This window comes from Peribacillus sp. NPDC006672 (assembly GCF_050274955.1).
Classification (GTDB): domain Bacteria; phylum Bacillota; class Bacilli; order Bacillales; family DSM-1321; genus Peribacillus.
The window spans coordinates 575,275-597,512 of sequence record NZ_JBNNOR010000001.1; the positions used below are offsets into that span (position 1 = coordinate 575,275).

19 protein-coding genes are annotated in these 22,238 nt (G+C 41.1%); 18 read left to right on the forward strand and 1 reads right to left on the reverse strand.

Annotation, left to right across the window (positions count from 1 at the left end):
- Positions 1-6 precede the first annotated feature (6 nt).
- The 14 genes from ACQKKK_RS02905 to ACQKKK_RS02970 all read left to right on the forward strand — a co-directional run bounded on the left by ACQKKK_RS02905 (position 7) and on the right by ACQKKK_RS02970 (position 15,649).
- On the forward strand, positions 7-411 hold the full coding sequence (locus tag ACQKKK_RS02905; RefSeq protein WP_427614063.1) for an Asp23/Gls24 family envelope stress response protein: 405 nt from the start codon (positions 7-9) through the stop codon (positions 409-411).
- 449 nt (positions 412-860) lie between these two features.
- Positions 861-1,253 (forward strand): transcription antitermination factor NusB, encoded by a 393-nt coding sequence (gene nusB / locus ACQKKK_RS02910; protein ID WP_427613920.1) that lies wholly within the window; start codon positions 861-863, stop codon positions 1,251-1,253.
- A gap of 65 nt (positions 1,254-1,318) precedes the next feature.
- The gene (gene folD, locus ACQKKK_RS02915; protein WP_427613921.1) at positions 1,319-2,194 is read left to right on the forward strand and encodes a bifunctional methylenetetrahydrofolate dehydrogenase/methenyltetrahydrofolate cyclohydrolase FolD; all 876 of its coding nucleotides are present in this window, start codon (positions 1,319-1,321) and stop codon (positions 2,192-2,194) included.
- Between the two features lie 148 nt (positions 2,195-2,342).
- The gene (gene xseA, locus ACQKKK_RS02920) at positions 2,343-3,695 is read left to right on the forward strand and encodes an exodeoxyribonuclease VII large subunit (RefSeq protein ID WP_427613922.1); all 1,353 of its coding nucleotides are present in this window, start codon (positions 2,343-2,345) and stop codon (positions 3,693-3,695) included.
- The gene (locus ACQKKK_RS02925) at positions 3,692-3,925 is read left to right on the forward strand and encodes an exodeoxyribonuclease VII small subunit (protein ID WP_034308286.1); all 234 of its coding nucleotides are present in this window, start codon (positions 3,692-3,694) and stop codon (positions 3,923-3,925) included. Before xseA ends, ACQKKK_RS02925 begins: the two co-directional genes overlap by 4 nt.
- 1 nt (position 3,926) lies before the next feature.
- On the forward strand, positions 3,927-4,820 hold the full coding sequence (locus ACQKKK_RS02930; protein ID WP_427613923.1) for a polyprenyl synthetase family protein: 894 nt from the start codon (positions 3,927-3,929) through the stop codon (positions 4,818-4,820).
- A gap of 251 nt (positions 4,821-5,071) precedes the next feature.
- Entirely contained in the window at positions 5,072-6,964 is a 1,893-nt protein-coding gene (gene dxs, locus ACQKKK_RS02935) for a 1-deoxy-D-xylulose-5-phosphate synthase (RefSeq protein WP_427613924.1), read from the forward strand.
- 4 nt (positions 6,965-6,968) lie between these two features.
- The gene (locus tag ACQKKK_RS02940; protein WP_427613925.1) at positions 6,969-7,796 is read left to right on the forward strand and encodes a TlyA family RNA methyltransferase; all 828 of its coding nucleotides are present in this window, start codon (positions 6,969-6,971) and stop codon (positions 7,794-7,796) included.
- 326 nt (positions 7,797-8,122) lie between these two features.
- The gene (gene ahrC, locus ACQKKK_RS02945) at positions 8,123-8,572 is read left to right on the forward strand and encodes a transcriptional regulator AhrC/ArgR (RefSeq protein ID WP_427613927.1); all 450 of its coding nucleotides are present in this window, start codon (positions 8,123-8,125) and stop codon (positions 8,570-8,572) included.
- Positions 8,573-8,594: 22 nt separating this feature from the next.
- Positions 8,595-10,310: a DNA repair protein RecN gene (gene recN, locus ACQKKK_RS02950; RefSeq protein WP_427613928.1), complete on the forward strand. Its 1,716-nt coding sequence runs from the start codon at positions 8,595-8,597 to the stop codon at positions 10,308-10,310.
- A 161-nt stretch (positions 10,311-10,471) separates the two neighbouring features.
- The gene (gene spoIVB, locus ACQKKK_RS02955; protein ID WP_427613929.1) at positions 10,472-11,764 is read left to right on the forward strand and encodes a SpoIVB peptidase; all 1,293 of its coding nucleotides are present in this window, start codon (positions 10,472-10,474) and stop codon (positions 11,762-11,764) included.
- Positions 11,765-12,084: 320 nt separating this feature from the next.
- Positions 12,085-12,876 carry a sporulation transcription factor Spo0A gene (gene spo0A / locus ACQKKK_RS02960; protein WP_061463989.1) on the forward strand — a complete coding sequence of 264 codons (792 nt, stop codon included), beginning with the start codon at positions 12,085-12,087 and terminating at the stop codon, positions 12,874-12,876.
- Positions 12,877-13,240: 364 nt separating this feature from the next.
- The gene (locus ACQKKK_RS02965; RefSeq protein ID WP_427613930.1) at positions 13,241-14,818 is read left to right on the forward strand and encodes a DUF342 domain-containing protein; all 1,578 of its coding nucleotides are present in this window, start codon (positions 13,241-13,243) and stop codon (positions 14,816-14,818) included.
- 96 nt (positions 14,819-14,914) lie between these two features.
- Entirely contained in the window at positions 14,915-15,649 is a 735-nt protein-coding gene (locus ACQKKK_RS02970) for a glycerophosphodiester phosphodiesterase (protein ID WP_427613932.1), read from the forward strand.
- Positions 15,650-15,692: 43 nt separating this feature from the next.
- On the opposite strand, the gene ACQKKK_RS02975 is transcribed toward ACQKKK_RS02970, so the two are convergent.
- Positions 15,693-15,929 (reverse strand): DUF2627 domain-containing protein, encoded by a 237-nt coding sequence (locus ACQKKK_RS02975; protein WP_061463986.1) that lies wholly within the window; start codon positions 15,927-15,929, stop codon positions 15,693-15,695.
- Between the two features lie 206 nt (positions 15,930-16,135).
- On the opposite strand from ACQKKK_RS02975, the gene ACQKKK_RS02980 reads away from it, so the two are divergent.
- From ACQKKK_RS02980 to ACQKKK_RS02995, 4 genes are all read left to right on the forward strand, one after another.
- Entirely contained in the window at positions 16,136-18,196 is a 2,061-nt protein-coding gene (locus ACQKKK_RS02980) for a sigma 54-interacting transcriptional regulator (RefSeq protein WP_427613934.1), read from the forward strand.
- Between the two features lie 372 nt (positions 18,197-18,568).
- Positions 18,569-19,666 (forward strand): branched-chain amino acid dehydrogenase, encoded by a 1,098-nt coding sequence (bcd, locus tag ACQKKK_RS02985; RefSeq protein WP_427613936.1) that lies wholly within the window; start codon positions 18,569-18,571, stop codon positions 19,664-19,666.
- A 130-nt stretch (positions 19,667-19,796) separates the two neighbouring features.
- Positions 19,797-21,218 (forward strand): dihydrolipoyl dehydrogenase, encoded by a 1,422-nt coding sequence (gene lpdA, locus ACQKKK_RS02990; RefSeq protein ID WP_427613938.1) that lies wholly within the window; start codon positions 19,797-19,799, stop codon positions 21,216-21,218.
- Between the two features lie 24 nt (positions 21,219-21,242).
- Positions 21,243-22,238 (forward strand): thiamine pyrophosphate-dependent dehydrogenase E1 component subunit alpha, encoded by a 996-nt coding sequence (locus ACQKKK_RS02995; RefSeq protein ID WP_427614064.1) that lies wholly within the window; start codon positions 21,243-21,245, stop codon positions 22,236-22,238.

Consider the following 22,238-nt stretch of genomic DNA (forward strand, 5'->3'; position numbering starts at 1 on the left):
AGTGAAATGGAAGGCCAATTACTCGAAATGAATGATTATAATAGTGGGCTTGGTAAAGTGGAGATTGCGCCTGAGGTGATAGAGGTAATTGCGGGTATCGCTGCATCGGAAGTTGAAGGTGTTGCACATATGCGTGGGAATTTCGCTACAGGTGTTGTTGAAAAGCTTGGTAAAAAGAATCACGGTAAAGGTGTTAAAGTGGACCTAACGGGAGAATCCATCAAAGTCGAACTTTATTGTGTCATGAAATTTGGTGTTTCAATTCCGAAAGTTGCTCAGGAAGTGCAAGATAACATTCGTGAAGCTTTGTTGAATATGACCGCTATCGACGCGGGCGAAGTGAACATTCATGTAGTAGGCATTGCGTTTGAAAATGCTAAACAAGAAGCGGATCACGAACAAGAAGTGTAAGTGGCTTCATTCGATTCACACCTGCAAAAACCCGGCAAAAAGCCGGGTTTTTGTTTTTTTGAATGTATACTCCATGATATCCCGTTTTTGGAGCCTGCTTATAATATTAAATTTAAATGAACATAATAAGGCGGTGTCTGGAAGTTTCCCTTTAATTCAAGGGTGATTTCTGTTAGAGTGTAAAAGGTGAAATATGAGCATGAAAGCTAGGCATGAGCTTTTTGACACTTTAAAAAAGTATGGGACTTTGTTGGCCATTTAACTGGAAATGGATCTTGAGATGTTGTCTTGAATCAAGGTGTTTGAGTCTTTTGGCCTTAATTTTAGTGAAGATTAGCTTGAATTATAAAAAAATAGCGAAAATCTTAATATTTTTGAAAAAATGTTATTTAATGTTCGTTTGTTCTAGCATTTTCATATATAATAGTAGATGTTAAAGGAGTAAGATTATGAAAAGAAGAGTAGCCCGTGAAAAATCCCTTCAAGCACTATATCAGATAGATATTGCCAAGTCGAATGCAGAAGAAGCAATGGAAAGCGTACTGGATGGTGCTCCTACTGATGAATACTTCAAGAAATTAGTAATGGGAATAACGGAAAATCGTGAACAACTTGATGCAATGATCAGGGACAATTTAGAGAACTGGACGTTGGAAAGACTGGCGAACATTGATCGGAATTTACTGCGGATCGCGGTTTATGAAATGGTTCACAGTGAAGATGTTCCTGTAAGTGTTGCAATGAATGAAGCTATTGAAATTGCTAAGAAATTCGGTGATGATCAATCAAGCAGCTTTGTAAATGCCGTTTTATCCAAAGTAAAGGTGAAAAGCGGCAGCTAAGCTGCAGCTTTGAACGAGGATTTTCTCAGCAATTTCTTTAGTAAATTATTTTGGGAGGAATATATATGTCAGCTCAAATCATTAATGGTAAAGAAATTGCAGAGTCAGTTAGGCAGGAATTGAGCAAGGAAGTGCAGCAGTTACGTGAAAAAAATATCGTTCCGGGTTTGGCTGTAATCCTTGTGGGCGACAATCAAGCTTCACAAACCTATGTACGCAATAAGCAAAAGGCCTGTGAAGATTTGGGCATGCATTCTGTATTAATTAAAAAGCCAGCGGAACTATCTCAGGAGGAATTAATTCAGAGCATTGATGAATTAAATCAGGATGACAGCATTCACGGTATATTGGTGCAGCTTCCGTTGCCTGGACATATTCAGGAAAAAGCGATCATTGAAGCGATTTCCCCCGAGAAGGATGTAGATGGATTCCATCCGATTAATATTGGGCGGATGATGACCGGGCAGGATGCCTTTTTACCTTGTACTCCATACGGGGTCATGGTGATGCTTGAGTATATCGATTATGACCTTGAAGGTAAGCATGTTGTCATCGTAGGGAGAAGTAATATCGTCGGAAAACCAGCCGGACAAATGTTTTTAAATGCGAATGCAACCGTTACTTACTGTCATTCAAAGACAAAGGATCTTGCGTATTATACCAAGCAAGCTGATGTCGTTGTGGCTGCTGTCGGCAAGAGGGACACGATCACGAGTGAACATATTAAAGAAGGTGCAGTCGTCATTGACGTTGGAATGAACAGGAATGAAGAAGGGAAGCTTTGCGGTGATGTGGCGTTTGATGAAGTAAAAAGTAAGGCTTCATTCATTACGCCTGTTCCTAAAGGCGTTGGTCCCATGACGATTACGATGCTTATGAAGAATACGGTCAAATCTGCTCAAAAAGCACTTGAACAGAACAAGCAAGCATTGAAAAGCTGAAAAAAGCGTTAAATTATTTTAAAGAAGCGGACCTCTTGTTTTATAATAACGGGAGACCGCTTTTTTCCATTCATAGATTTAATCAAGTTTTAAGTGTAACCTATAGATGACTTTCTTTAAATCCGATTCCATCGGAAGGAGACATTATATGAGCAACCAACAATATTTGAGTGTATCGGCTTTAACGAAATATATCAAAAGGAAGTTCGATGCCGATCCCCATTTGCAAAATGTATACATAAAAGGCGAAATTTCGAATTTTAAACAACATACTAGCGGACATATGTATTTTACTCTAAAGGACGAGAAGGCCCGACTCTTATCCGTTATGTTTGCCGCCAATAACAAAGGGATGAAATTCCTCCCTGAAAATGGAATGAAGGTACTTGTTAAGGGCGATATATCATTATATGAAGCGGGCGGACAGTATCAGCTATATGTGAAAAGCATGGCACCTGATGGTGTGGGGGATTTGTATCTTGCTTATGAACAGCTGAAGAAAAAGCTGGAGGCGGCAGGTTTGTTTTTGGCCGAACATAAGAAACCGATTCCACAGTACCCCAAGTCTGTGGGAGTTATAACTTCACCGACCGGAGCCGCACTAAGAGATATTCTGACAACGATCAAGCGGAGATATCCAATTGCCAGAATTATCGTTTACCCTGCACTTGTGCAAGGGAATAATGCCGCTAAATCGATTGCCAAGGCAATTTCCATGGCTAATGCAAGGGCGGAAAGCGATGTGCTCATTGTCGGAAGGGGAGGCGGGTCGATCGAGGAGCTATGGGCCTTTAACGAGGAGATAGTGGCTGAATCGATCTATGATTCTGATATACCGATTATTTCTGCTGTCGGTCACGAAACCGATTTTACAATTGCTGATTTTGTCGCCGATATGCGGGCTCCTACACCGACTGGTGCAGCAGAGTTAGCAGTTCCCCATCTGAATGAAATACACGAACGTCTGATGAACCGTAAGAATCGCTTGACCCGCTCCATTCGTGAAACGGTGAATTTTGAACGCACCCGATTGACCAGGATGGAGAGGTCTTATGCTTTTCGCTATCCACATAAAATGTATGAACAGAAGCTTGAACAGCTAGATAAGACGATGGACAGGCTAGGGAGGTCCAGCACGCGTTATTTCATGAAAAAGAGAGATGAGCTTAATCAGATCAACGATATTCTGAAAAAGCAGCATCCTGAACAAGCGGTGAAGAAATCCAAAGATGAATTGCGGCAGCATGCAAAAGTATTACGGAGGGCGATGGAAGCCATCTATCGGCAAAAATCACAGCAGTTCGTTCATATTACAGCCACGTTGTCTGCCCTCAGCCCATTAAAAATCATGGAACGGGGCTATGGATTGGTTTTTGCTGAGGATGAGACATTAGTGAAAAGTACACAGCAAGTAACCAAAGGGGATAGAATAGCCGTTTCCATAAAAGATGGAACCCTTGAATGTGAAATTAAAGAAATAAAGGAGCGAATGGAACCATGACAAAAAAACAGGAAGCTACATTTGAAGAAGCAATGGAGAATCTCGAGAAAATTGTGGAACAGTTGGAAGAGGGCGATGTGCCCTTAGAAGAAGCCATCTCCATATATAAACAAGGAATGGATTTATCCAGGCTTTGTCACTCTAAGCTTAAGGCAGTTGAAGATCAATTGACTCAAATTTTACGCGAAGATGGGGAACTTGAAAACTTCGCTGTTCAGGAGGAAGAATAACATGGGTACAGCGTCCTTTGATATGTTTTCTAAAGAATATAAGGCGATTATAGAACGAGAAATCGTTGAATATGTCAATAAGCTTGAAGCTCCGGCTGTGGTCAAAGAAGCCATGATCTATTCATTGGAGGCAGGCGGTAAACGGATTCGCCCATTATTGGTCTTTGCAGTTCTGGAGGCCTTTGGGAAAAACTTGAGGATGGGGATACCTGCAGCTGCTGCCATTGAAATGATACATACATATTCGTTGATCCATGATGATCTCCCAGCGATGGATGATGATGATCTCCGCCGGGGAAAACCGACGAACCATAAAGTATTCGGTGAGGCGCTAGCAGTACTGGCAGGTGATGCCCTCCTTACATATAGTTTTCAATTGGTGACGGAAATGATTGATCCCGAGGTGACGGCTGAAATGAAGCTGAACCTTGTATGTGAAATTGCTAAGTCTGCCGGAGCCGAAGGGATGGTTGGAGGTCAAGTTGCCGATATGGAAGGTGAAAATAAACAGTTGACCCTCCAGGAATTGGAGTATATCCATGAACATAAAACAGGGAAGTTATTGACTGCTAGCATCCTTTCCGGAGCTATATTGGCCGGAGCGAATGAAGAACAGCGACTGCATTTACGTGACTTTGCATACCACCTGGGGCTTGCTTTTCAGATTCGGGATGATATTCTGGATATTGAAGGATCAGTCGAGTTGATCGGCAAGCCAGTTGGCAGTGATGAGGGAAACCACAAAAGCACATACCCTTCTTTACTTACTCTTCAAGGGGCAAAGGAAAAGTTGGAACATCATATTGAACTTGCTCATGCCGCTTTAGGAAAAACAACCTTACAAACGGGTTTGTTGAATGAGCTAACTGATTTAATCGCGAACCGTAACCATTGATTGTGGCTAAATTTGTTATCAATTGAGGTTTTATGGTATACTCATTGTGCAAAAATATGTGAAAACCCAAATGAATTTTTTAATTGAGATACGTGATAAAATAGGTATATTAAGCCGCCGAAATCACCTGGGTGTTGGCGGCTATTTTTTAACTTAAAACCAATTTTTCGGTCAAGTCTTCCATATAGACCTCTTTTATGAGGCTTTGTTTTTGCTTACGACCGAAAATGACAGAAAGTGAGTGGTCCTGTTTGGATCTTCTATCTATAAAAGACCCTTCTTTTTTGAAGAATATGAATAATGAAGAACTAGTCGAGTTAAGTGTGGAAATACGTAAGTTCCTTGTGGAAAAATTATCGGTGACCGGTGGGCATATTGGTCCCAATTTAGGTGTAGTCGAGTTGACTATAGCCTTGCATAAAGAATTCGACAGTCCGAACGATAAAATTTTATGGGATGTCGGACACCAATCCTATGTCCATAAAATCCTGACTGGCAGAGCAGGAGAGTTTAATACCTTAAAGAAATATAAAGGTCTTTGCGGCTTTCCTAAAATGATTGAAAGCCCCCATGATGTTTGGGAAACCGGTCACAGTTCGACTTCTCTTTCAGCTGCAATGGGAATGGCGGCTGCCCGTGATATTAAAGGTGAAAAAAGTTTTATTTTACCTGTCATCGGGGACGGGGCCCTAACAGGCGGAATGGCGCTAGAAGCGTTGAATCATATCGGTGATGAAAAAAAGGACATGATCGTTATCCTGAATGATAATGAAATGTCGATAGCCCCTAACGTAGGAGCTTTACACACGATATTGGGAAGATTGCGGACAGCAGGTAAATATAACTGGGCAAAAGATGAATTGGAATTGCTTTTGAAAAAAATTCCTGCAGTCGGTGGTAAACTAGCGGCTACCGCTGAACGCTTGAAGGATAGCATGAAGTACTTATTGGTCTCAGGAATCTTTTTTGAAGAACTCGGTTTCACATACCTTGGACCAGTTGATGGTCATAATTATGAGGAATTGCTGGAGAATTTAAGATATGCCAAGAAAACGAAGGGACCCGTACTGCTGCATGTCATCACAAAAAAAGGCAAGGGTTATTCACCTGCCGAGTTGGATACAACTGGAAATTGGCATGGGACAGGCCCATACAAGATCGAGACGGGCGATTTCGTGAAATCCCCTAGTAAAGCTCCTGCTTGGAGTGCCCTCGTAAGTGATACGGTCAGCAGGCTCGCCCGTGAAGATGAACGGATTGTCGCGATTACACCTGCAATGCCTGTAGGTTCGAAATTGGTGGGGTTTTCTCAAGAGTTCCCAGAGCGTTTCTATGATGTAGGGATCGCCGAGCAGCATGCAGCAACTTTTGCAGCTGGATTGGCAACGCAAAAAATGAAACCATTCCTGGCTATTTATTCAACCTTCCTGCAAAGGGCTTATGATCAGGTGGTCCATGATATCTGCCGACAGAATCTAAACGTATTCATAGGGATCGACCGTGCCGGATTGGTTGGTTCCGATGGTGAAACGCATCAAGGGGTATTCGATATTGCTTTCTTACGCCACATTCCTAATATGGTGTTGATGATGCCGAAAGATGAAAACGAAGGCCAGCATATGGTCAATACGGCCTTAAGCTATAATGATGGTCCGATCGCTATGCGTTTCCCTCGTGGAAATGGTTCGGGAGTTGAAATGGATACTGACTTAAAGCAGATTCCAATCGGATCGTGGGAAGTTCTTAAAGAAGGAACCGATGCTGCCATCTTAACGTTCGGTACAACCATCCCCATGGCTCTTGAAGCTGCAGAACTGCTTGAGAAAGAGGATTATTCAGTTAAGGTGATCAATGCCCGGTTCATTAAGCCTTTGGATGAGAACATGCTAAGCAGTCTCCTTGGTGAAAAAATGCCTATCTTGACTATAGAAGAAGCGGTTCTACAAGGTGGTTTTGGTAGTTCTGTACTTGAATATGCTCATGATCAAGGTTTTTATGGGGCAATTATAGATCGAATGGGAATACCTGATTATTTCATTGAACATGGCAGTGTCGATGAACTTCTTGAAGAAATCGGTTTAACGACAGAAACAGCGATCAAAAAGATTAAAATGATAACACCCAAAAAAGAAAAAAGGGCCTGAAAATATGAAAGTGATGAAAGAAAGAGTAGATGTATTACTTGTAGAACAAGGCTTGGCCGATACGCGTGAAAAAGCGAAGCGTATGGTTATGGCTGGTCTTGTCTACGCAAATGAAGAGAGGTACGAAAAACCGGGTGAAAAAGTGCCGGTCGATCTTGAATTTACGATCAAAGGAAAAGTTATGCCTTACGTTTCAAGAGGCGGACTTAAGCTTGAGAAGGCCTTAAAGGACTTCGATTTACAAGTGAACGGAAAGATCCTGCTTGATATCGGATCATCAACTGGAGGGTTCACCGATTGTGCCCTGCAAAATGGTGCCACAATGTCTTATGCACTTGATGTAGGCTATAATCAACTTGCGTGGAAGCTTAGGCAGGATGAACGGGTAAAAGTAATGGAACGGACGAACTTCCGTTATGTTACACCCGCGGATCTCGATGGGGAGATGCCGAACTTTGCAAGCATTGATGTTTCATTCATCTCGCTAACGTTAATTTTACCGGTGCTAAAGACACTCCTCGTTCCGAATAGCGACGTCGTTGCTTTAGTTAAACCGCAATTCGAAGCTGGGAAGGATCAAGTGGGTAAAAAGGGGATTGTTCGTGATCCCAAAATCCATAAACAAGTGTTGGATAAAATCATTTCTTTTGCGAAAAAGGAAGGCTACGATATTAAGGATGCCTCCTTCTCACCGATTACCGGCGGTGATGGAAATATTGAATTTTTACTTCATTTATACTGGCAAGGGCCAAAAGATGATGGTGCAATATTGCTTTCGAAAACGGTTGATGACATCGTTGGGGAAGCCCATGCCCAATTTAAAAAAGAATAGCTAGAACTTTTGTATGGCTCCTTTGGCTGAATGGTTGGCTAAAAGGAGCTTTTTAACTTTAAATGGTCCTGTAATACACTTGAATCATTTAAGGGCGAATACATAAAATAGGTAGGAACAAAAAATAGAGTTGTTATGCATTTTAGAGAAAAAGTTGTACAATTGCATAAAAATCCGATAACATTAATATTAGCCACTTCAGAAAGCGGTCTATTTGCACGTACGGATGATACTTGAAGCAATCCATTTTGGGCAGGTTGCTTAAGTATGATATAAAAGTGATACTCCATTAAATGAGCAACAGTTGAGAAGAGGTGCTTCTACTTATGAATAAAGGACAACGACATATAAAAATAAGGGACATTATTACGAATAATGATATAGAAACCCAGGATGAGCTAGTTGAAGAGCTGAAATTAGCTGGATACAATGTAACTCAAGCCACTGTTTCAAGGGATATTAAAGAGCTTCACCTTGTTAAGGTCCCTTTATCGGATGGAAGGTATAAATATAGCCTGCCAGCCGATCAACGTTTCAATCCACTTCAAAAATTAAAGAGAATCCTGGTTGATGCATTTGTACGCATTGACGCAGCCAATAATTTACTGGTAATGAAGATGCTCCCGGGTAATGCCCAGGCAATCTGTGCATTGATTGATAATTTAAATTGGCAAGAAATACTCGGGACGATCGGCGGCGATGATACTTGTTTAATTATCTGCCGTTCTGAGGAAGATGCAAAGATCATTTCCGGCAAATTCTTGGACATGCTCTAATAATTTTGTGAGGTGACCTAGTTTGTTAACAGAACTATCGATTAGGAATTTTGCTATCATAGACAGCCTGTCCGTTTCTTTTGAGAAAGGCTTGACTGTCTTGACCGGAGAAACAGGGGCAGGGAAATCAATTATTATAGATGCCGTTCACCTTTTGGTAGGGGGACGTGGTTCTGCAGAGTTCATACGGCATGGTGAGTCGAAGGCCGAAATAGAAGGATTATTTCAAATCGAAGATGAGAAACACCCGGTCTTTGCCAAGGCAGAAGAGTTTGGCCTGGATATGAATGACGGTATGGCCATCCTTCGAAGGGATATTTCACAGAGCGGTAAAAGCGTTTGCAGGGTAAATGGAAAACTTGTAACGATTGCCATTTTACGCGAGATAGGACGGACATTAATAGATATTCATGGTCAGCATGAACATCAGGAATTAATGGATGAACGGCTCCACCTTCCTCTGCTGGATCAATTCGGTGGAGAAAAAATCGCATCGGCACTCACGGAATACCAAAAGCTATATAAACGTTATGAAACCGCTTCTAAACAATTAAATAGTTTGAGTCAAAATGAACAGCAAATGGTCCATCGCCTTGACTTGATCCAATTTCAATTCGATGAAATCCAAAAAGCTGATTTGAAACTTCGTGAAGATGAAGAATTAATGGAAGAGCGGAAGAAAATTAATAATTTCGAAAAAATCCATGAAGCGCTGCAAACGAGTTATAATGCTTTAAATGGTGAACAGCATGCAATAGATTGGCTTTCCGTAGCCATGAATAACCTGGAAGAGGCGGCAGGGCTTGATGAAGGTTTAAAAAACAGCTCCGAGACCGTTTCAAATAGTTACTTCCTTCTTGAAGAGGCAGTATCGAACATCCGAGATCAATTAGACTCTTTGGATTATGATACAGAACGTGTTGAATTCATTGAAAGTCGCCTTAATGAAATAAATCAATTAAAACGTAAATACGGGCGGTCCATCGTGGAGATCCTGGAATATGGTGCCGGCATAGAAGAAGAAGTCGAAAAACTGCTAAATAGGGAAACACACATAGCAAAGCTTGAAAAGGAAATGAAATCGATAAAGGCCGATTTAATTGTTGAAGCGAAGAATTTGTCTGATCTTCGTCAGACATTCGCTCAGCAGTTAACCAAAAAGATCCATCAGGAATTAAAGGATTTATACATGGAAAAGACAATTTTCGAACCCCATTTCCTTCAAACGGCTTATACTTTCGATGAGCTATCAGATAGGGGCATTAATCAATCGGGGCTGGATTCGATGGAATTTTATATTTCCACCAATCCGGGGGAACCGTTAAAACCCCTTTCTAAAATTGCATCGGGCGGAGAGCTGTCGAGAATCATGCTGGCTTTGAAAAGCATTTTTTCCAAGCACCAAGGCATTACGTCGATTATATTTGATGAAGTGGACACAGGTGTGAGCGGAAGGGTTGCACAATCCATTGCTGAAAAAATCTATAAAGTGGCAACGGGGTCTCAAGTGCTGTGCATATCCCATTTACCACAAGTGGCAGCTATGGCGGATACTCACCTTTTCATAGCGAAAAATGTAAGGGCTGGACGCACGAATACTTCGGTAAAGCCTCTAATCGAAGCTGAAAAAATAAAAGAAATCGGCAGGATGATTTCAGGAGTCGAGATTACGGATTTGACGAAGCAGCATGCCAATGAATTAATCCAGCTGGCCAAAAGGCTGAAGATTACATCTTGATGGGCCTGTAAGAAGGTTATTTAAACTTATCATAAGCATTCATTGTAAAGCTATCCAAAAACGGATAGCTTTTATTTTGTGCACCTGTTATAAATGACTGTCCTGAGGGCTAAATTAAAGGTGTAGCCATAAAGTTTCAGAGAGCGAGGAGAGTGAATGGATTGAAATTTGTATGGATAAACAGGATCATCGGTGGAATTCTCCTTGTTTCGCTATTAACATTAGGGTTATACCAGCCATCTCGTGAATATTTTTTAATTCCAAATCATCTTGTACTATTTGAAGGAAGTCAATATAGTATTTCCAAATCATTGCCTGTTTCTGCAAAAGCTTCGGGATCCAGTGATGGGATTTCGCTTCATGATGAGCAAGCTTCAATTACGCTTGGTGCTGAGAAACCAGGGACGAATGAAGTGTTACTGGATGTAGCAGGCTTGCCTGCCAAAAAGGTCGACATTAGAGTGATAAAAGACTTTAAAGTCATGCCTGGAGGCCAATCCATTGGAGTGAAGCTTAATACCCTCGGGGTGCTCGTAGTAGGTCATCATCTTATTGATACTGCGCAGGGGAAAAAATCACCAGGAGAAAAAGCGAAAATTGAAATAGGTGATATTATTACAGAAATCAATGGTCAGACGATAAAGAAGATGGGGGATGTAACCCCTTTTGTTCAACAGGCAGGTGAAAAGGGTGAGGCGTTGAATTTGGTCATCAACCGTGAGAATGAAGTGCTTCATAGTACCCTTTTACCATTGAAAGATAAGAATGAAGGAACTTACAAATTGGGTTTGTATATCCGTGATTCAGCAGCTGGCATCGGAACGATGACGTTTTATCACCCGAACTCGAAAAAATATGGCGCATTGGGACATGTCATTTCCGATATGGATACAAAAAAGCCGATTGTTGTAAAAGACGGACAGATCGTTCAATCGACTGTCACGTCCATCGAAAAGGGAAGCAATGGTGATCCGGGAGAAAAATTGGCACGCTTTTCTTCTAATAAAGAAAAAATCGGGAATATCAATCGCAATAGTCCCTTTGGGATTTTTGGGAAATTAAATCAAGATTTTAAAAATGGGATTAATGACAAGGCGCTCCCCATAACCCTTTCCCATGAGGTAAAGGAAGGACCAGCAAAAATCCTGACTGTTGTGGATGGTTCCAAAGTAGAGGAATTCGATGTGGAAATCGTCAGTTCCATACCACAGAAGTTTCCAGCGATTAAAGGGATGGTCTTAAAAGTGACGGATAAAGAATTGCTTCAAAAAACGGGTGGGATCGTTCAGGGAATGAGCGGAAGTCCCATCATACAAAATGGGAAATTAATCGGTGCAGTTACCCATGTATTTGTTAATGATCCTACAAGTGGGTATGGAGTCCATATCGAATGGATGTTAAACGAAGCCGGTATAAATATATACGACAAAGATAATTATGAAAAGGCAAGCTAATGAAACCGGGTATCCTTTGGATGCCCTTTTTTTATGAAAAACAAAGGTCATGGGTAGGAATTAAATATGATTTCTTCAAAAAATAGATGTTTTTTTAAAACGATGTGATAAAATGAAAACGAAATGAAGATTTTTCGACAATCGGTTCATTCGAATAGCAAACGAAGTCGAAAACAAGAGATATCCGGAGAATAATATTGAATTCCTTATATTTTTTCAAAAATAAAAGGAATTTAGTTTCCATTGTCGAAAAGTTCAATTACAATAGAATTTAGTCATATAGAAAAAAAGACCAATTGTAGTTGAGGAGGAAATCAAGCGTGAAAAAAATTAAGGTGTGCGTTGTAGATGATAATAGAGAACTTGTTGGCCTTCTGGAAGAATACATTTCTGCACAGGAAGACATGGAAGTAATTGGGGTGGCACATAACGGTCAAGATTGCCTGGGTATGCTTGAAAGCGTTGATCCGGATATATTGATCCTCGATATTATCATGCCTCATTTAGATGGGTTAGGTGTACTTGAAAAACTTCGTGAATTAAAACGAGGTGCTATGCCTAATGTAATTATGCTTACTGCCTTTGGTCAAGAAGATGTCACAAAAAAAGCAGTTGATTTGGGCGCGTCTTACTTTATCCTGAAACCTTTTGATATGGAAAATCTAGCTAATCATATTCGTCAGGTAAGCGGTAAAGGGCAGGCGGTTTTAAAAAATCATAGTCAGTTTAGCTATCGTCCTCAAAATGAACCCAAGCCTAAAAACCTCGATGCCAGCATCACAAGCATCATTCACGAAATTGGCGTGCCTGCACATATTAAGGGCTATTTGTATTTAAGGGAAGCCATATCCATGGTATATAATGATATTGAACTATTGGGATCGATCACCAAAGTTTTATATCCGGATATTGCAAAAAAGTACAATACTACAGCAAGCCGTGTAGAACGTGCAATCCGACATGCGATTGAAGTGGCCTGGAGCCGTGGCAATATAGAATCGATTTCATCCCTTTTCGGTTATACCGTCAGCATGACTAAGGCAAAACCTACAAATTCCGAATTCATTGCTATGGTGGCCGATAAGCTCCGTCTCGAGCATAAAGCATCTTGACAGGGGTAGGGGAAACGGTTGTTAAGATTCAGGGTAACAATTGACCATATAAAGGCTAGAGCCGCTAAATATAAATAAGAACTCTCCGTCTGGTGGTATGGGGACAGGAAGAAGTTGCTTTGTGATTTTTTATAATCGGCAACTTCAATTTTTTACGCTGCCGATTAAAAAAATTAAACGCCTTTTATTTATTGGATTTTGCAGGAAGAATCCAATAAATAAAAGGCGTTTTTGTTTGGATGAAAAAGCAGGATTTTCATTATATGAATCATTAATTTTTTTAAGTTTAGCTACATAGGTCATTTTTCTTAATTTTTAGCTTATAATTATAGGTATATATATCTATATGAAGGAAGGGAATTAGATGATTTATGAAAAGAACGAGCATTTTATATTAGAAACGGATACTGAAATGGTTTTTATCACCGTTTTTCAAAAAGGCTATTCCATTCTTCAATTGAATCCTATCCTGTTGGATTTTCCGCAGATCATGCTGGAGAACGTCAAGGATTTGAAGGATGCACTTTCAGAGGCAAGCGGGGAAAGAGTTAAAGTAGGAAGACTGAAACCGATTGCGGAGTTGGACATAGCTGCTGATAAAATGACCGCAAGTGTAAAACTCAATTGTTCAGAAAACTATCTGAAAGAGAACCAATCAGTAATTATGGATAATATTTTAGAGAACCTTCAAAGTGAAAATATTTCCGAAGGGATTTTATTGAATGTATTGCAAAATGAACTGAGAATCAAAGATCATACAGTCATTGCGAAAGGAAAAGAACCAGTCCATGGCAATGATGCAGTGGTTACCTATTTCAAGCGCTCGGACAGAAAACCAGCGGTACGCGAAGATGGAAAAGCTGATTATTATGATATGGGTTTTCTTGATAAAGTGAAAAGGGGGGATTGGCTGGGGGAAAAGAAACCGCCTTCATCTGGGGAGATGGGGAGGCTAGTTACCGGGGAAATTGCCTTGCCCAGAAAAGGAAAGGATAAGAAACTCCTATATGATCAAAAAACTGTAGCCGCTATCGAGGAAGACGGAAAGATCATTCTAAGGGCATTGATCGATGGTGTGGTGGAATTTAGAGAAGGGAAGATTGCGATAGGTGACCACCTATTGATTGACGGTGATGTAGGTAATAATACAGGGAATATCGAATTTGAAGGAAGTGTGACCGTTAACGGGACGGTCATCGATCATTTTTCCGTGACGGCTACGAAGGATATTTCCATTTTAAGTGAGTTTGGTGTGAGTAATGTGAAGGAAATCAAGTCAAAAGAGGGTGACGTATTCATTAAAGGGGGCGTATTTGGTAAGGGTGTGTCCAAGATATCGGCATCAAGGAACATCTTTGTGAAACATGCCAACGAATGCCACTTAACGGCAGGGGGGAATATACATATAGGATCATATTCGCTGGGGAGCTTCCTGAAAGCCAAGAATATCTTCACGGATGAAAAGAAGGGAAAATTAATCGGCGGCGTTATTGAGGCGGATGGAAAAGTTAGAGCGGCTGTGATCGGGAATCGTATGGAACGGAAAACGATAATTAATGTGAAGGGTTTTGACCGTAATCTTTTAAAAAAAGAATTGAATGATACTTTACTTTTATATAAATCAAAAATAATGGAACTCGAATCAATAAAGGAAAAGCTTGAATTGTATGATATGTTTCAGGGTCAAATTAATGTGGCGCAAAATTTTCAATATGAACAAACAGAAAATCGATTGGAGAGGTTGATGGCACAAATATATCAATTGGATGAGAAACGGAAGTCAATCATGGATATGCTTGAATCAAAAGGGGAAGGTGAAATTACGATTGGTCAAATGGCCTTTCCGGATACCTGCTTGCAAATCAAAAGTTTGGAAAAGAAATTGAGTTGTTTGACGAAAGGAACCTTCTATGCAGAAAATAATCACCTGCATTTTAAATAGTTTCCGATAAATGATTGATCAAGATGAAAATAATTTGCTGTGTCTGTTCATAAAATGGGGAAATAACGACTTTTGGGAGAGGTGGCAGATTTCATCATGACCTTAATCTTTGCACATCGAGGCTCGGCAGGAACACATCCGGAAAATACGATGGCTGCGTTCAAAGAAGCTGCACGTGTAGGGGCGGACGGAATCGAAACGGATGTCCAGCTCTCGAAAGATGGAGAAGTGGTCATCATTCACGATGAAAAGCTCGATCGGACCACGAATGCCTCAGGGTATGTAAAAGACCGGACCTTGATGGAGTTGAAAACACTTAATGCATCCCCAAACTTTAAGGGGAAATTGGGTAAAGAAAACATTCCGACGCTTGAAGAACTATTTATATGGCTTAACGATAATCAGCTTTATTGCAATATTGAATTGAAAAACACGCTTTTTCTGTATCCAGGCTTAGAAGAGAAAGTCATAGGGCTCATCCGTGCCTACGAAATAGAGGAAAGGATTATCCTTTCATCTTTCAATCATTATAGTTTGGTTAAATGTCATCAATTGGCACCAGAACTGGAAACGGCCCCGCTTTATAGGGATGGTCTGTATATGCCGTGGATATATGCCAAGGCAATAGGCGGGAGCGCAATCCATCCAAATATCCGGGCTGCCCCTGATTTTGTTATTCAAGCATCGATGAGCATGGGTGTCGCTGTACGGCCATATACCATCAATAAGGAAGCCGAGATGAAAAGATTATTCAAATTGGGGTGCAGTGCCATCATAACCGATTTTCCTGAGGCAGCCGTACGGGCCAGAGAAGGACTTAAATCGAGATAAAGAAAGAAGGTGCCATAATTACATGGCACCTTCTTTTTTGTGTTTAAAATTTATTGAACCTGCTTTGGACCTTATTTTGTTTTCGATCTCGATGAAGGACGAAGCCTGCGATAAAGGCTATCCCGGCAATCGCTAAAAGCAGTCCGATTAAAAATTGCAGCCAAAGGACTGGATAGGGAGGCTGTAAAATACCGAACACCATGTCCCTCATTATTTTTATGCCATAGGCAGCGAAGGCCCCGGGTATAAAAAGAATCAAAAAAGCGATTAAACGTTTCATGCTGTCAAATCCCTTCCGAAAATTCCATCTTTTAAAAATGATAATAGATATAAAATATTTGTCAAGTTTCGGGAATCTAGAAAATGACTGGAAGCTGGTGGCTTTTTTTAAAGGATTCCAATATGGTAAAATGAGGTGTAGAGTATGAAAAAAATTGCAGAGATAGATTTAATAAATGGGTAATTATTCTTGAGGGGGGATGGCTCATGCAAAAAGTCATGATAGTAGGGGGAGGAGTGGGAGGGACAACCGTGTTGAAACTCCTTTCGGAAAGCGAAGTATTCTCAATTGTTTGTATGGCTGATACAAATGAATCCGCTGAAGGGATGCTTGCTGCAAAAGAACGAAGGATTCCTACAGTGACTAATTGGAACAAGGGATTGGATGGGGATTTGGACATCATTTTTGATACGACTGGAGATCCGTCCGTCTATAAAAAGATAAAAAGGGATATGGATGATCAAACTATACTCATTCCTGGAAGTGTCGCCCTCATTATGACTAAGCTGTTTGAAGAGAAAAATCGGTTAATTAATAAATTGGAGAATGCCTCGGCAAAAATGGATTTGATCTTGAATACGACCAGCGAAGGGATGGTGGTGATTGATCAGGAGGGATTCATCATCATGTTCAATGATAGTGCGGAACGAGCATCTAACACAAAGCGCGAGGACGTGATTGGCAGACATATCAAAGATCTCTTCCCTTCAACTGGATTACTTCGAGTGATGGAAATGAATAAAAAAGAAGTAAATCAGGAAATCGCCCTTACTAATGGGATGGAGCTCATAACGACAAGGATTCCTCTGGTGAATGCCGATCAGGAAATCATAGGGGCTTTTTCCGTGTTTAGGAATAAAACGGAAGCTGTGCAATTGGCGGAGCAGATCACGGATTTAAAAGAGATACAGACGATGCTCCAGGCAATCATTCAATCCAGTGATGAAGCCATATCGGTTGTGGATGATCAAGGGAGGGGACTATTGATCAATCCGGCATATTCAAGAATCACTGGCTTAACAAAGAACCAAGTGATTGGTAAGCCAGCTTCCATCGATATTTACGAAGGTGATAGTATGCATATGAAAGTGCTTCAGACAAAAAAGCCTGTTCGGGGTGTCAATATGCGTGTCGGCCCAAAACATAAGGAAGTGATTGTGAATGTAGCTCCAATCATTGTGGATGGGTGCTTGAAAGGGAGTGTTGGCGTCATTCATGATGTATCTGAAATTCAAGCGTTGACTCACGAATTGAATCGGGCAAGACAAATTATCCGGACATTGCAGGCTAAATATTCCTTTGATGATATAATAGGAGCTTCCGAAGAGATGAAGCTTCCGATTGAACAGGCGAAATTATCGGCAAGGACACCTGCTACTGTCTTATTGAGAGGGGAATCAGGGACAGGAAAAGAATTGTTTGCACACGCCATCCATAATGCAAGCGATAGGAAATTCAATAAATTCGTACGTGTAAATTGCGCGGCCATCTCCGAATCATTACTTGAAAGTGAACTGTTTGGTTATGATGAGGGAGCCTTTACAGGGGCAAGCAGAGGCGGAAAGGTCGGTTTTTTTGAAGAGGCAAATCAAGGGAGTATCTTTTTGGACGAAATTGGTGAATTGCCAGCCAACATTCAAGCAAAATTACTACGGGTTTTACAAGAACGGGAAATCATCCGAGTGGGGGGAACAAAGCCGATTCCCATCAATGTCCGTGTCATAGCAGCTACGAATATCAACCTTGAACAGGCAATATCAAGCGGATCATTCAGGGAAGACTTATATTTCAGGCTGAACCGCATGCCCATTTTCATTGCTCCTTTACGAAAGCGAAAAGAAGATTTGAAAGAATTGGCGGAGCATTTAATTCATAAAATCAATCAGGAGTATGGACGGAGCATAGAGGGAATCACTGCAGATGCTATACATAAGATGCAAATCTATAACTGGCCGGGGAATGTGAGGGAACTGGAGAATATTTTAGGACGGGCGATCATTTTCATGAAATTGAACGAGACGATCATTGATATACAGCATATTCCGGATTTTATCGAAGAGGTTCCATTAAAACAGGATAAATTATTAATGAAGCCTTCATCTGACTACGTATCGGGTAAGCCGCTCGCGGAGATAATAGATCAGTATGAAGCCGAAATTATTCAGCAAGCGATCTATACACACAATGGAAATAAAACACTTACGGCAAAAGCGCTGGGGATATCAGTTAGAAATCTGTATTATAAAATGGAAAAATTCGAACTGTGAAAATATTTGCATGCTAAATTTTGCACACTATGAAAAAAGTTGCGCGGAATTTTCTGATTTATTTTAATTTAAGTGAGAGTCCACTTCTAACATGAAATATTTTAAAATTTGTTATAGGCTATAGTTGTCCAACTTATTAACCAACATCTCCTTTTTTTGGTTAAAAAGGATCTCGCTTTTCAATTTATTGGCATGTTATTTGCATATTTAAAGGTGCATGGATTTTTCAAGGGAACCATTCCAAATGGGGAAAATATCATGTGATTAACGGATTTTATTTAAAATGAACGTAGTAACCAGTAAGAATGAGGAGTAATTTAGCGTCCTCATATCTGACACGAACGAATTAAAACATCTAGGGAGGATTCCTTTATGGAAATTTTTAAATATCTTGAGAAGTATGATTACGAACAACTGCTATTCTGTCAGGATAAACAATCGGGTTTGAAAGCGATTATTGCCATTCATGATACGACATTGGGACCTGCACTTGGTGGCACAAGGATGTGGACGTATGCTTCTGAAGAAGACGCCATAGAAGACGCTTTAAGGCTTTCGAAAGGAATGACATATAAGAATGCAGCAGCCGGCTTGAATTTAGGCGGCGGAAAAACCGTCATCATCGGCGATCCGCGCAAGGATAAAAATGAAGAAATGTTCCGTGCATTCGGAAGGTATATCCAAGGGCTGAATGGGCGTTATATAACAGCTGAAGATGTAGGGACGACGGTTGAAGACATGGATCTTATCCACGAGGAAACGGATTTTGTCACTGGGATTTCCCCTGCATTCGGTTCTTCAGGTAACCCTTCCCCTGTAACTGCTTATGGGGTGTACCGCGGTATGAAAGCTGCTGCAAAAGAAGCATTCGGCAATGATTCTTTAGAAGGCAAGGTAATTGCAGTTCAAGGCGTCGGGAATGTAGCTTATAACTTATGCCGTCACCTTCATGAGGAGGGCGCTAAACTGATCGTTACAGATATCAATAAAGAAAGCGTGGCCCGTGCAGTTGAATCCTTTGGGGCGACAGCAGTGGATCCTGATGAAATTTATGGGGTTGAATGTGATATCTATGCTCCTTGTGCATTAGGGGCTGTCATAAATGATCAAACAATCAATAAAATCAAGGCGAAAGTCATTGCAGGTGCAGCCAATAATCAATTGAAGGAACCTGTTCATGGCGATCAAATTCATGAAAAAGGTATAATTTATGCTCCTGATTATGTAATTAATGCAGGTGGAGTCATAAACGTGGCTGATGAGCTATTAGGGTATAATCGGGAAAGAGCGCTGAAGAAAGTGGAAACGGTTTATGATACCATTGAACGAGTCATGGAGATTGCAAAACGTGATCAAATTCCAACTTATAAAGCAGCGGACAGGATGGCAGAGGAGCGCATTGCTCGTATGAGGAATTCAAGGAGTCAATTTTTACAAAATGAAAAGCATATCTTGAATGGAAGAAAATGAATGTAGTTATACAAGATATAGGTTCCTGTGTTTTTTTAAAATAAACACAGGAATTTTCAACATGGATAACGTAATAAACATAGGGCAAGTAAAAAAGGTGACAATCGTGTAATTGTGAGGAGGAGTGGTTTTGGCTGAAGAATTTGACCTCGTTATCCTCGGAGGAGGAACAGGCGGGTATGTGGCAGCAATAAGGGCTGCTCAGTTAGGATTGAAAACGGCTGTCGTGGAAAAAGGCAAGCTCGGCGGAACGTGTCTACATAAAGGCTGTATCCCTTCAAAAGCACTTTTAAGAAGTGCAGAAGTTTATCAGACTGCAGTGAAAAGCGAGGAATTCGGTATTATTACCGGGGATGTAAAGTTGGATTTCCTTAAGGTGCAGGAAAGAAAGAATAAAGTGGTTGATCAACTCTATAAAGGTGTTCAGCACTTGATGAAACAAGGGAAGATAACGGTTTATGAAGGATTAGGACGTATACTTGGTCCATCTATATTTTCACCGATGCCTGGGACAATTTCCGTGGAAATGAATAATGGCAGTGAAAATGAAATGCTCATTCCTCAGAATATCATCATAGCTACCGGTTCGTGTCCAAGGACACTGCCAGGTTTGCCAATTGATGGGGAATTGGTGCTAACATCGGATGAAGCCCTAAAGCTTGAGAGTTTGCCAAAATCATTGATTATTGTAGGCGGGGGAGTTATCGGAATTGAATGGGCCTCGATGCTGAATGATTTTGGAGTTGAAGTAACAGTACTGGAATATGCAGATAGAATCATCCCGACTGAAGACCATGATATTTCTAGTGAGATGCTTCGTCTCCTAACTAAAAAAGGCGTCAAATTCGTTACAGGTGCCAAGGTATTGCCTGAAACCTTGAAAACGGATGTTTCAGTAACTATTTCTGCTGAAGTAAATGGATCGGTAGAGGAATTCACTGCTGAAAAAATGCTGGTTTCCGTGGGCAGATCAGCAAATGTTGAAGGGATCGGCCTTGAAAATACGGAAATTGTGAAAGAAAAAGGCTTTATTGAAACCAATGAATTCTTCCAAACGAAGGAAACACATATCTATGCGATTGGTGATTGTATCGGAGGTCTTCAATTGGCTCATGTTGCCTCCCATGAAGGTATTACAGCCGTTGAGCATATGGCGGGCCAAAAACCAGAACGGTTGGATTATTCGCTAATTTCAAAATGTGTGTATTCTAGCCCTGAAGCTGCAAGCGTCGGTTTGACGGAAGAGCAGGCAAACAAGGAAGGCTATGAACTTAAAATTGGGAAATTCCCATTCCGCGCAGTTGGTAAGGCCCTTGTATACGGGGAAGCGGATGGTTTTGTCAAAATCATTGCAGATAAGAAAACGGATGATATACTTGGTGTTCATATGATCGGACCACATGTTACGGATATGATTTCAGAAGCTGGACTTGCAAAAGTGCTTGATGCGACACCTTGGGAGGTAGCCAAGACAATTCATCCACATCCAAGTCTTTCTGAAGCAATCGGCGAGGCGGCGCTTGCTGTCGATGGACTTGCCATTCATTCATAAAGAATAAGGTCAGGAGGTTTTATGATGGTAGAAAAACGTCATGAACAATTAGGCTTAAATGAGGAAACGGTTTTAGATATGTACAGGACAATGCTTTTGTCCCGCAGGGTTGATGAGCGTATGTGGCTTTTAAACCGGTCCGGGAAAATTCCCTTCGTAATTTCCTGCCAGGGGCAAGAAGCTGCACAGGTTGGGGCAGCTTTTGCGCTGGATAGGCAAAAGGATTATGTACTGCCTTATTATCGGGATGTTGGTGTGGTTCTTACCTTCGGAATGACCGCAAAAGACTTGATGCTTTCAGGTTTTGCGAAAGAGGAAGATCCCAATTCCGGGGGACGTCAAATGCCTGGCCATTTTGGTCAAAAGGAAAATAGGATCGTCACCGGTTCGTCACCTGTAACGACACAGGTCCCGCATGCAGTTGGAATTGCCCTTGCCGGGAAGATGGAAGGTAAGGATTTAGTAACATTCGTAACGTTTGGAGAAGGTTCATCAAATCAGGGCGATTTTCATGAAGGGGCCAACTTTGCAGGTGTGCATAAGCTACCGGTCATTTTCATGTGTGAAAATAATAAATATGCGATTTCCGTTCCTATTTCGAAACAGCTTTCATGTGAAAATGTTTCCGATAGGGCGATTGGCTATGGGATGCCCGGAATAACGGTGGATGGCAATGATCCATTGGAAGTGTATGCTGCAGTGAAAGAAGCGGCTGACCGTGCACGAAGGGGAGAGGGGCCATCCCTTGTAGAAACCGTTTCATATAGGCTCACTCCACATTCAAGTGATGATGATGACAGAAGCTACCGGACAGCGGATGAAGTGGCCGAAGCTAAGACCAAGGATTCCATAAAGACATTTGGAGCGTATTTAAAAGAAGTGGGAATCATGGATGATGATCTTGAGAAACAAATGAATGATGAAGTCATGAAGATAGTCAACGAAGCTACTGATTATGCTGAAAATGCTCCATATCCGAAGGCTGAAAGTGCAATGAATCATGTGTATGCACAAAAGTAA

Excerpts from the sequence above, each read along its gene's own strand:
- ACQKKK_RS02905 (WP_427614063.1), top strand. The coding sequence starts at position 7 with ATGGAAGGCCAATTACTCGAAATGAATGATTATAATAGTGGGCTTGGT.
- nusB (WP_427613920.1), top strand. The coding sequence starts at position 861 with ATGAAAAGAAGAGTAGCCCGTGAAAAATCCCTTCAAGCACTATATCAG.
- folD (WP_427613921.1), top strand. The coding sequence starts at position 1,319 with ATGTCAGCTCAAATCATTAATGGTAAAGAAATTGCAGAGTCAGTTAGG.
- xseA (WP_427613922.1), top strand. The coding sequence starts at position 2,343 with ATGAGCAACCAACAATATTTGAGTGTATCGGCTTTAACGAAATATATC.
- ACQKKK_RS02925 (WP_034308286.1), top strand. The coding sequence starts at position 3,692 with ATGACAAAAAAACAGGAAGCTACATTTGAAGAAGCAATGGAGAATCTC.
- ACQKKK_RS02930 (WP_427613923.1), top strand. The coding sequence starts at position 3,927 with ATGGGTACAGCGTCCTTTGATATGTTTTCTAAAGAATATAAGGCGATT.
- ACQKKK_RS02940 (WP_427613925.1), top strand. The coding sequence starts at position 6,969 with ATGAAAGTGATGAAAGAAAGAGTAGATGTATTACTTGTAGAACAAGGC.
- ahrC (WP_427613927.1), top strand. The coding sequence starts at position 8,123 with ATGAATAAAGGACAACGACATATAAAAATAAGGGACATTATTACGAAT.
- ACQKKK_RS02965 (WP_427613930.1), top strand. The coding sequence starts at position 13,241 with ATGATTTATGAAAAGAACGAGCATTTTATATTAGAAACGGATACTGAA.
- ACQKKK_RS02970 (WP_427613932.1), top strand. The coding sequence starts at position 14,915 with ATGACCTTAATCTTTGCACATCGAGGCTCGGCAGGAACACATCCGGAA.
- ACQKKK_RS02975 (WP_061463986.1), bottom strand. The coding sequence starts at position 15,929 with ATGAAACGTTTAATCGCTTTTTTGATTCTTTTTATACCCGGGGCCTTC.
- ACQKKK_RS02980 (WP_427613934.1), top strand. The coding sequence starts at position 16,136 with ATGCAAAAAGTCATGATAGTAGGGGGAGGAGTGGGAGGGACAACCGTG.
- bcd (WP_427613936.1), top strand. The coding sequence starts at position 18,569 with ATGGAAATTTTTAAATATCTTGAGAAGTATGATTACGAACAACTGCTA.
- ACQKKK_RS02995 (WP_427614064.1), top strand. The coding sequence starts at position 21,243 with ATGGTAGAAAAACGTCATGAACAATTAGGCTTAAATGAGGAAACGGTT.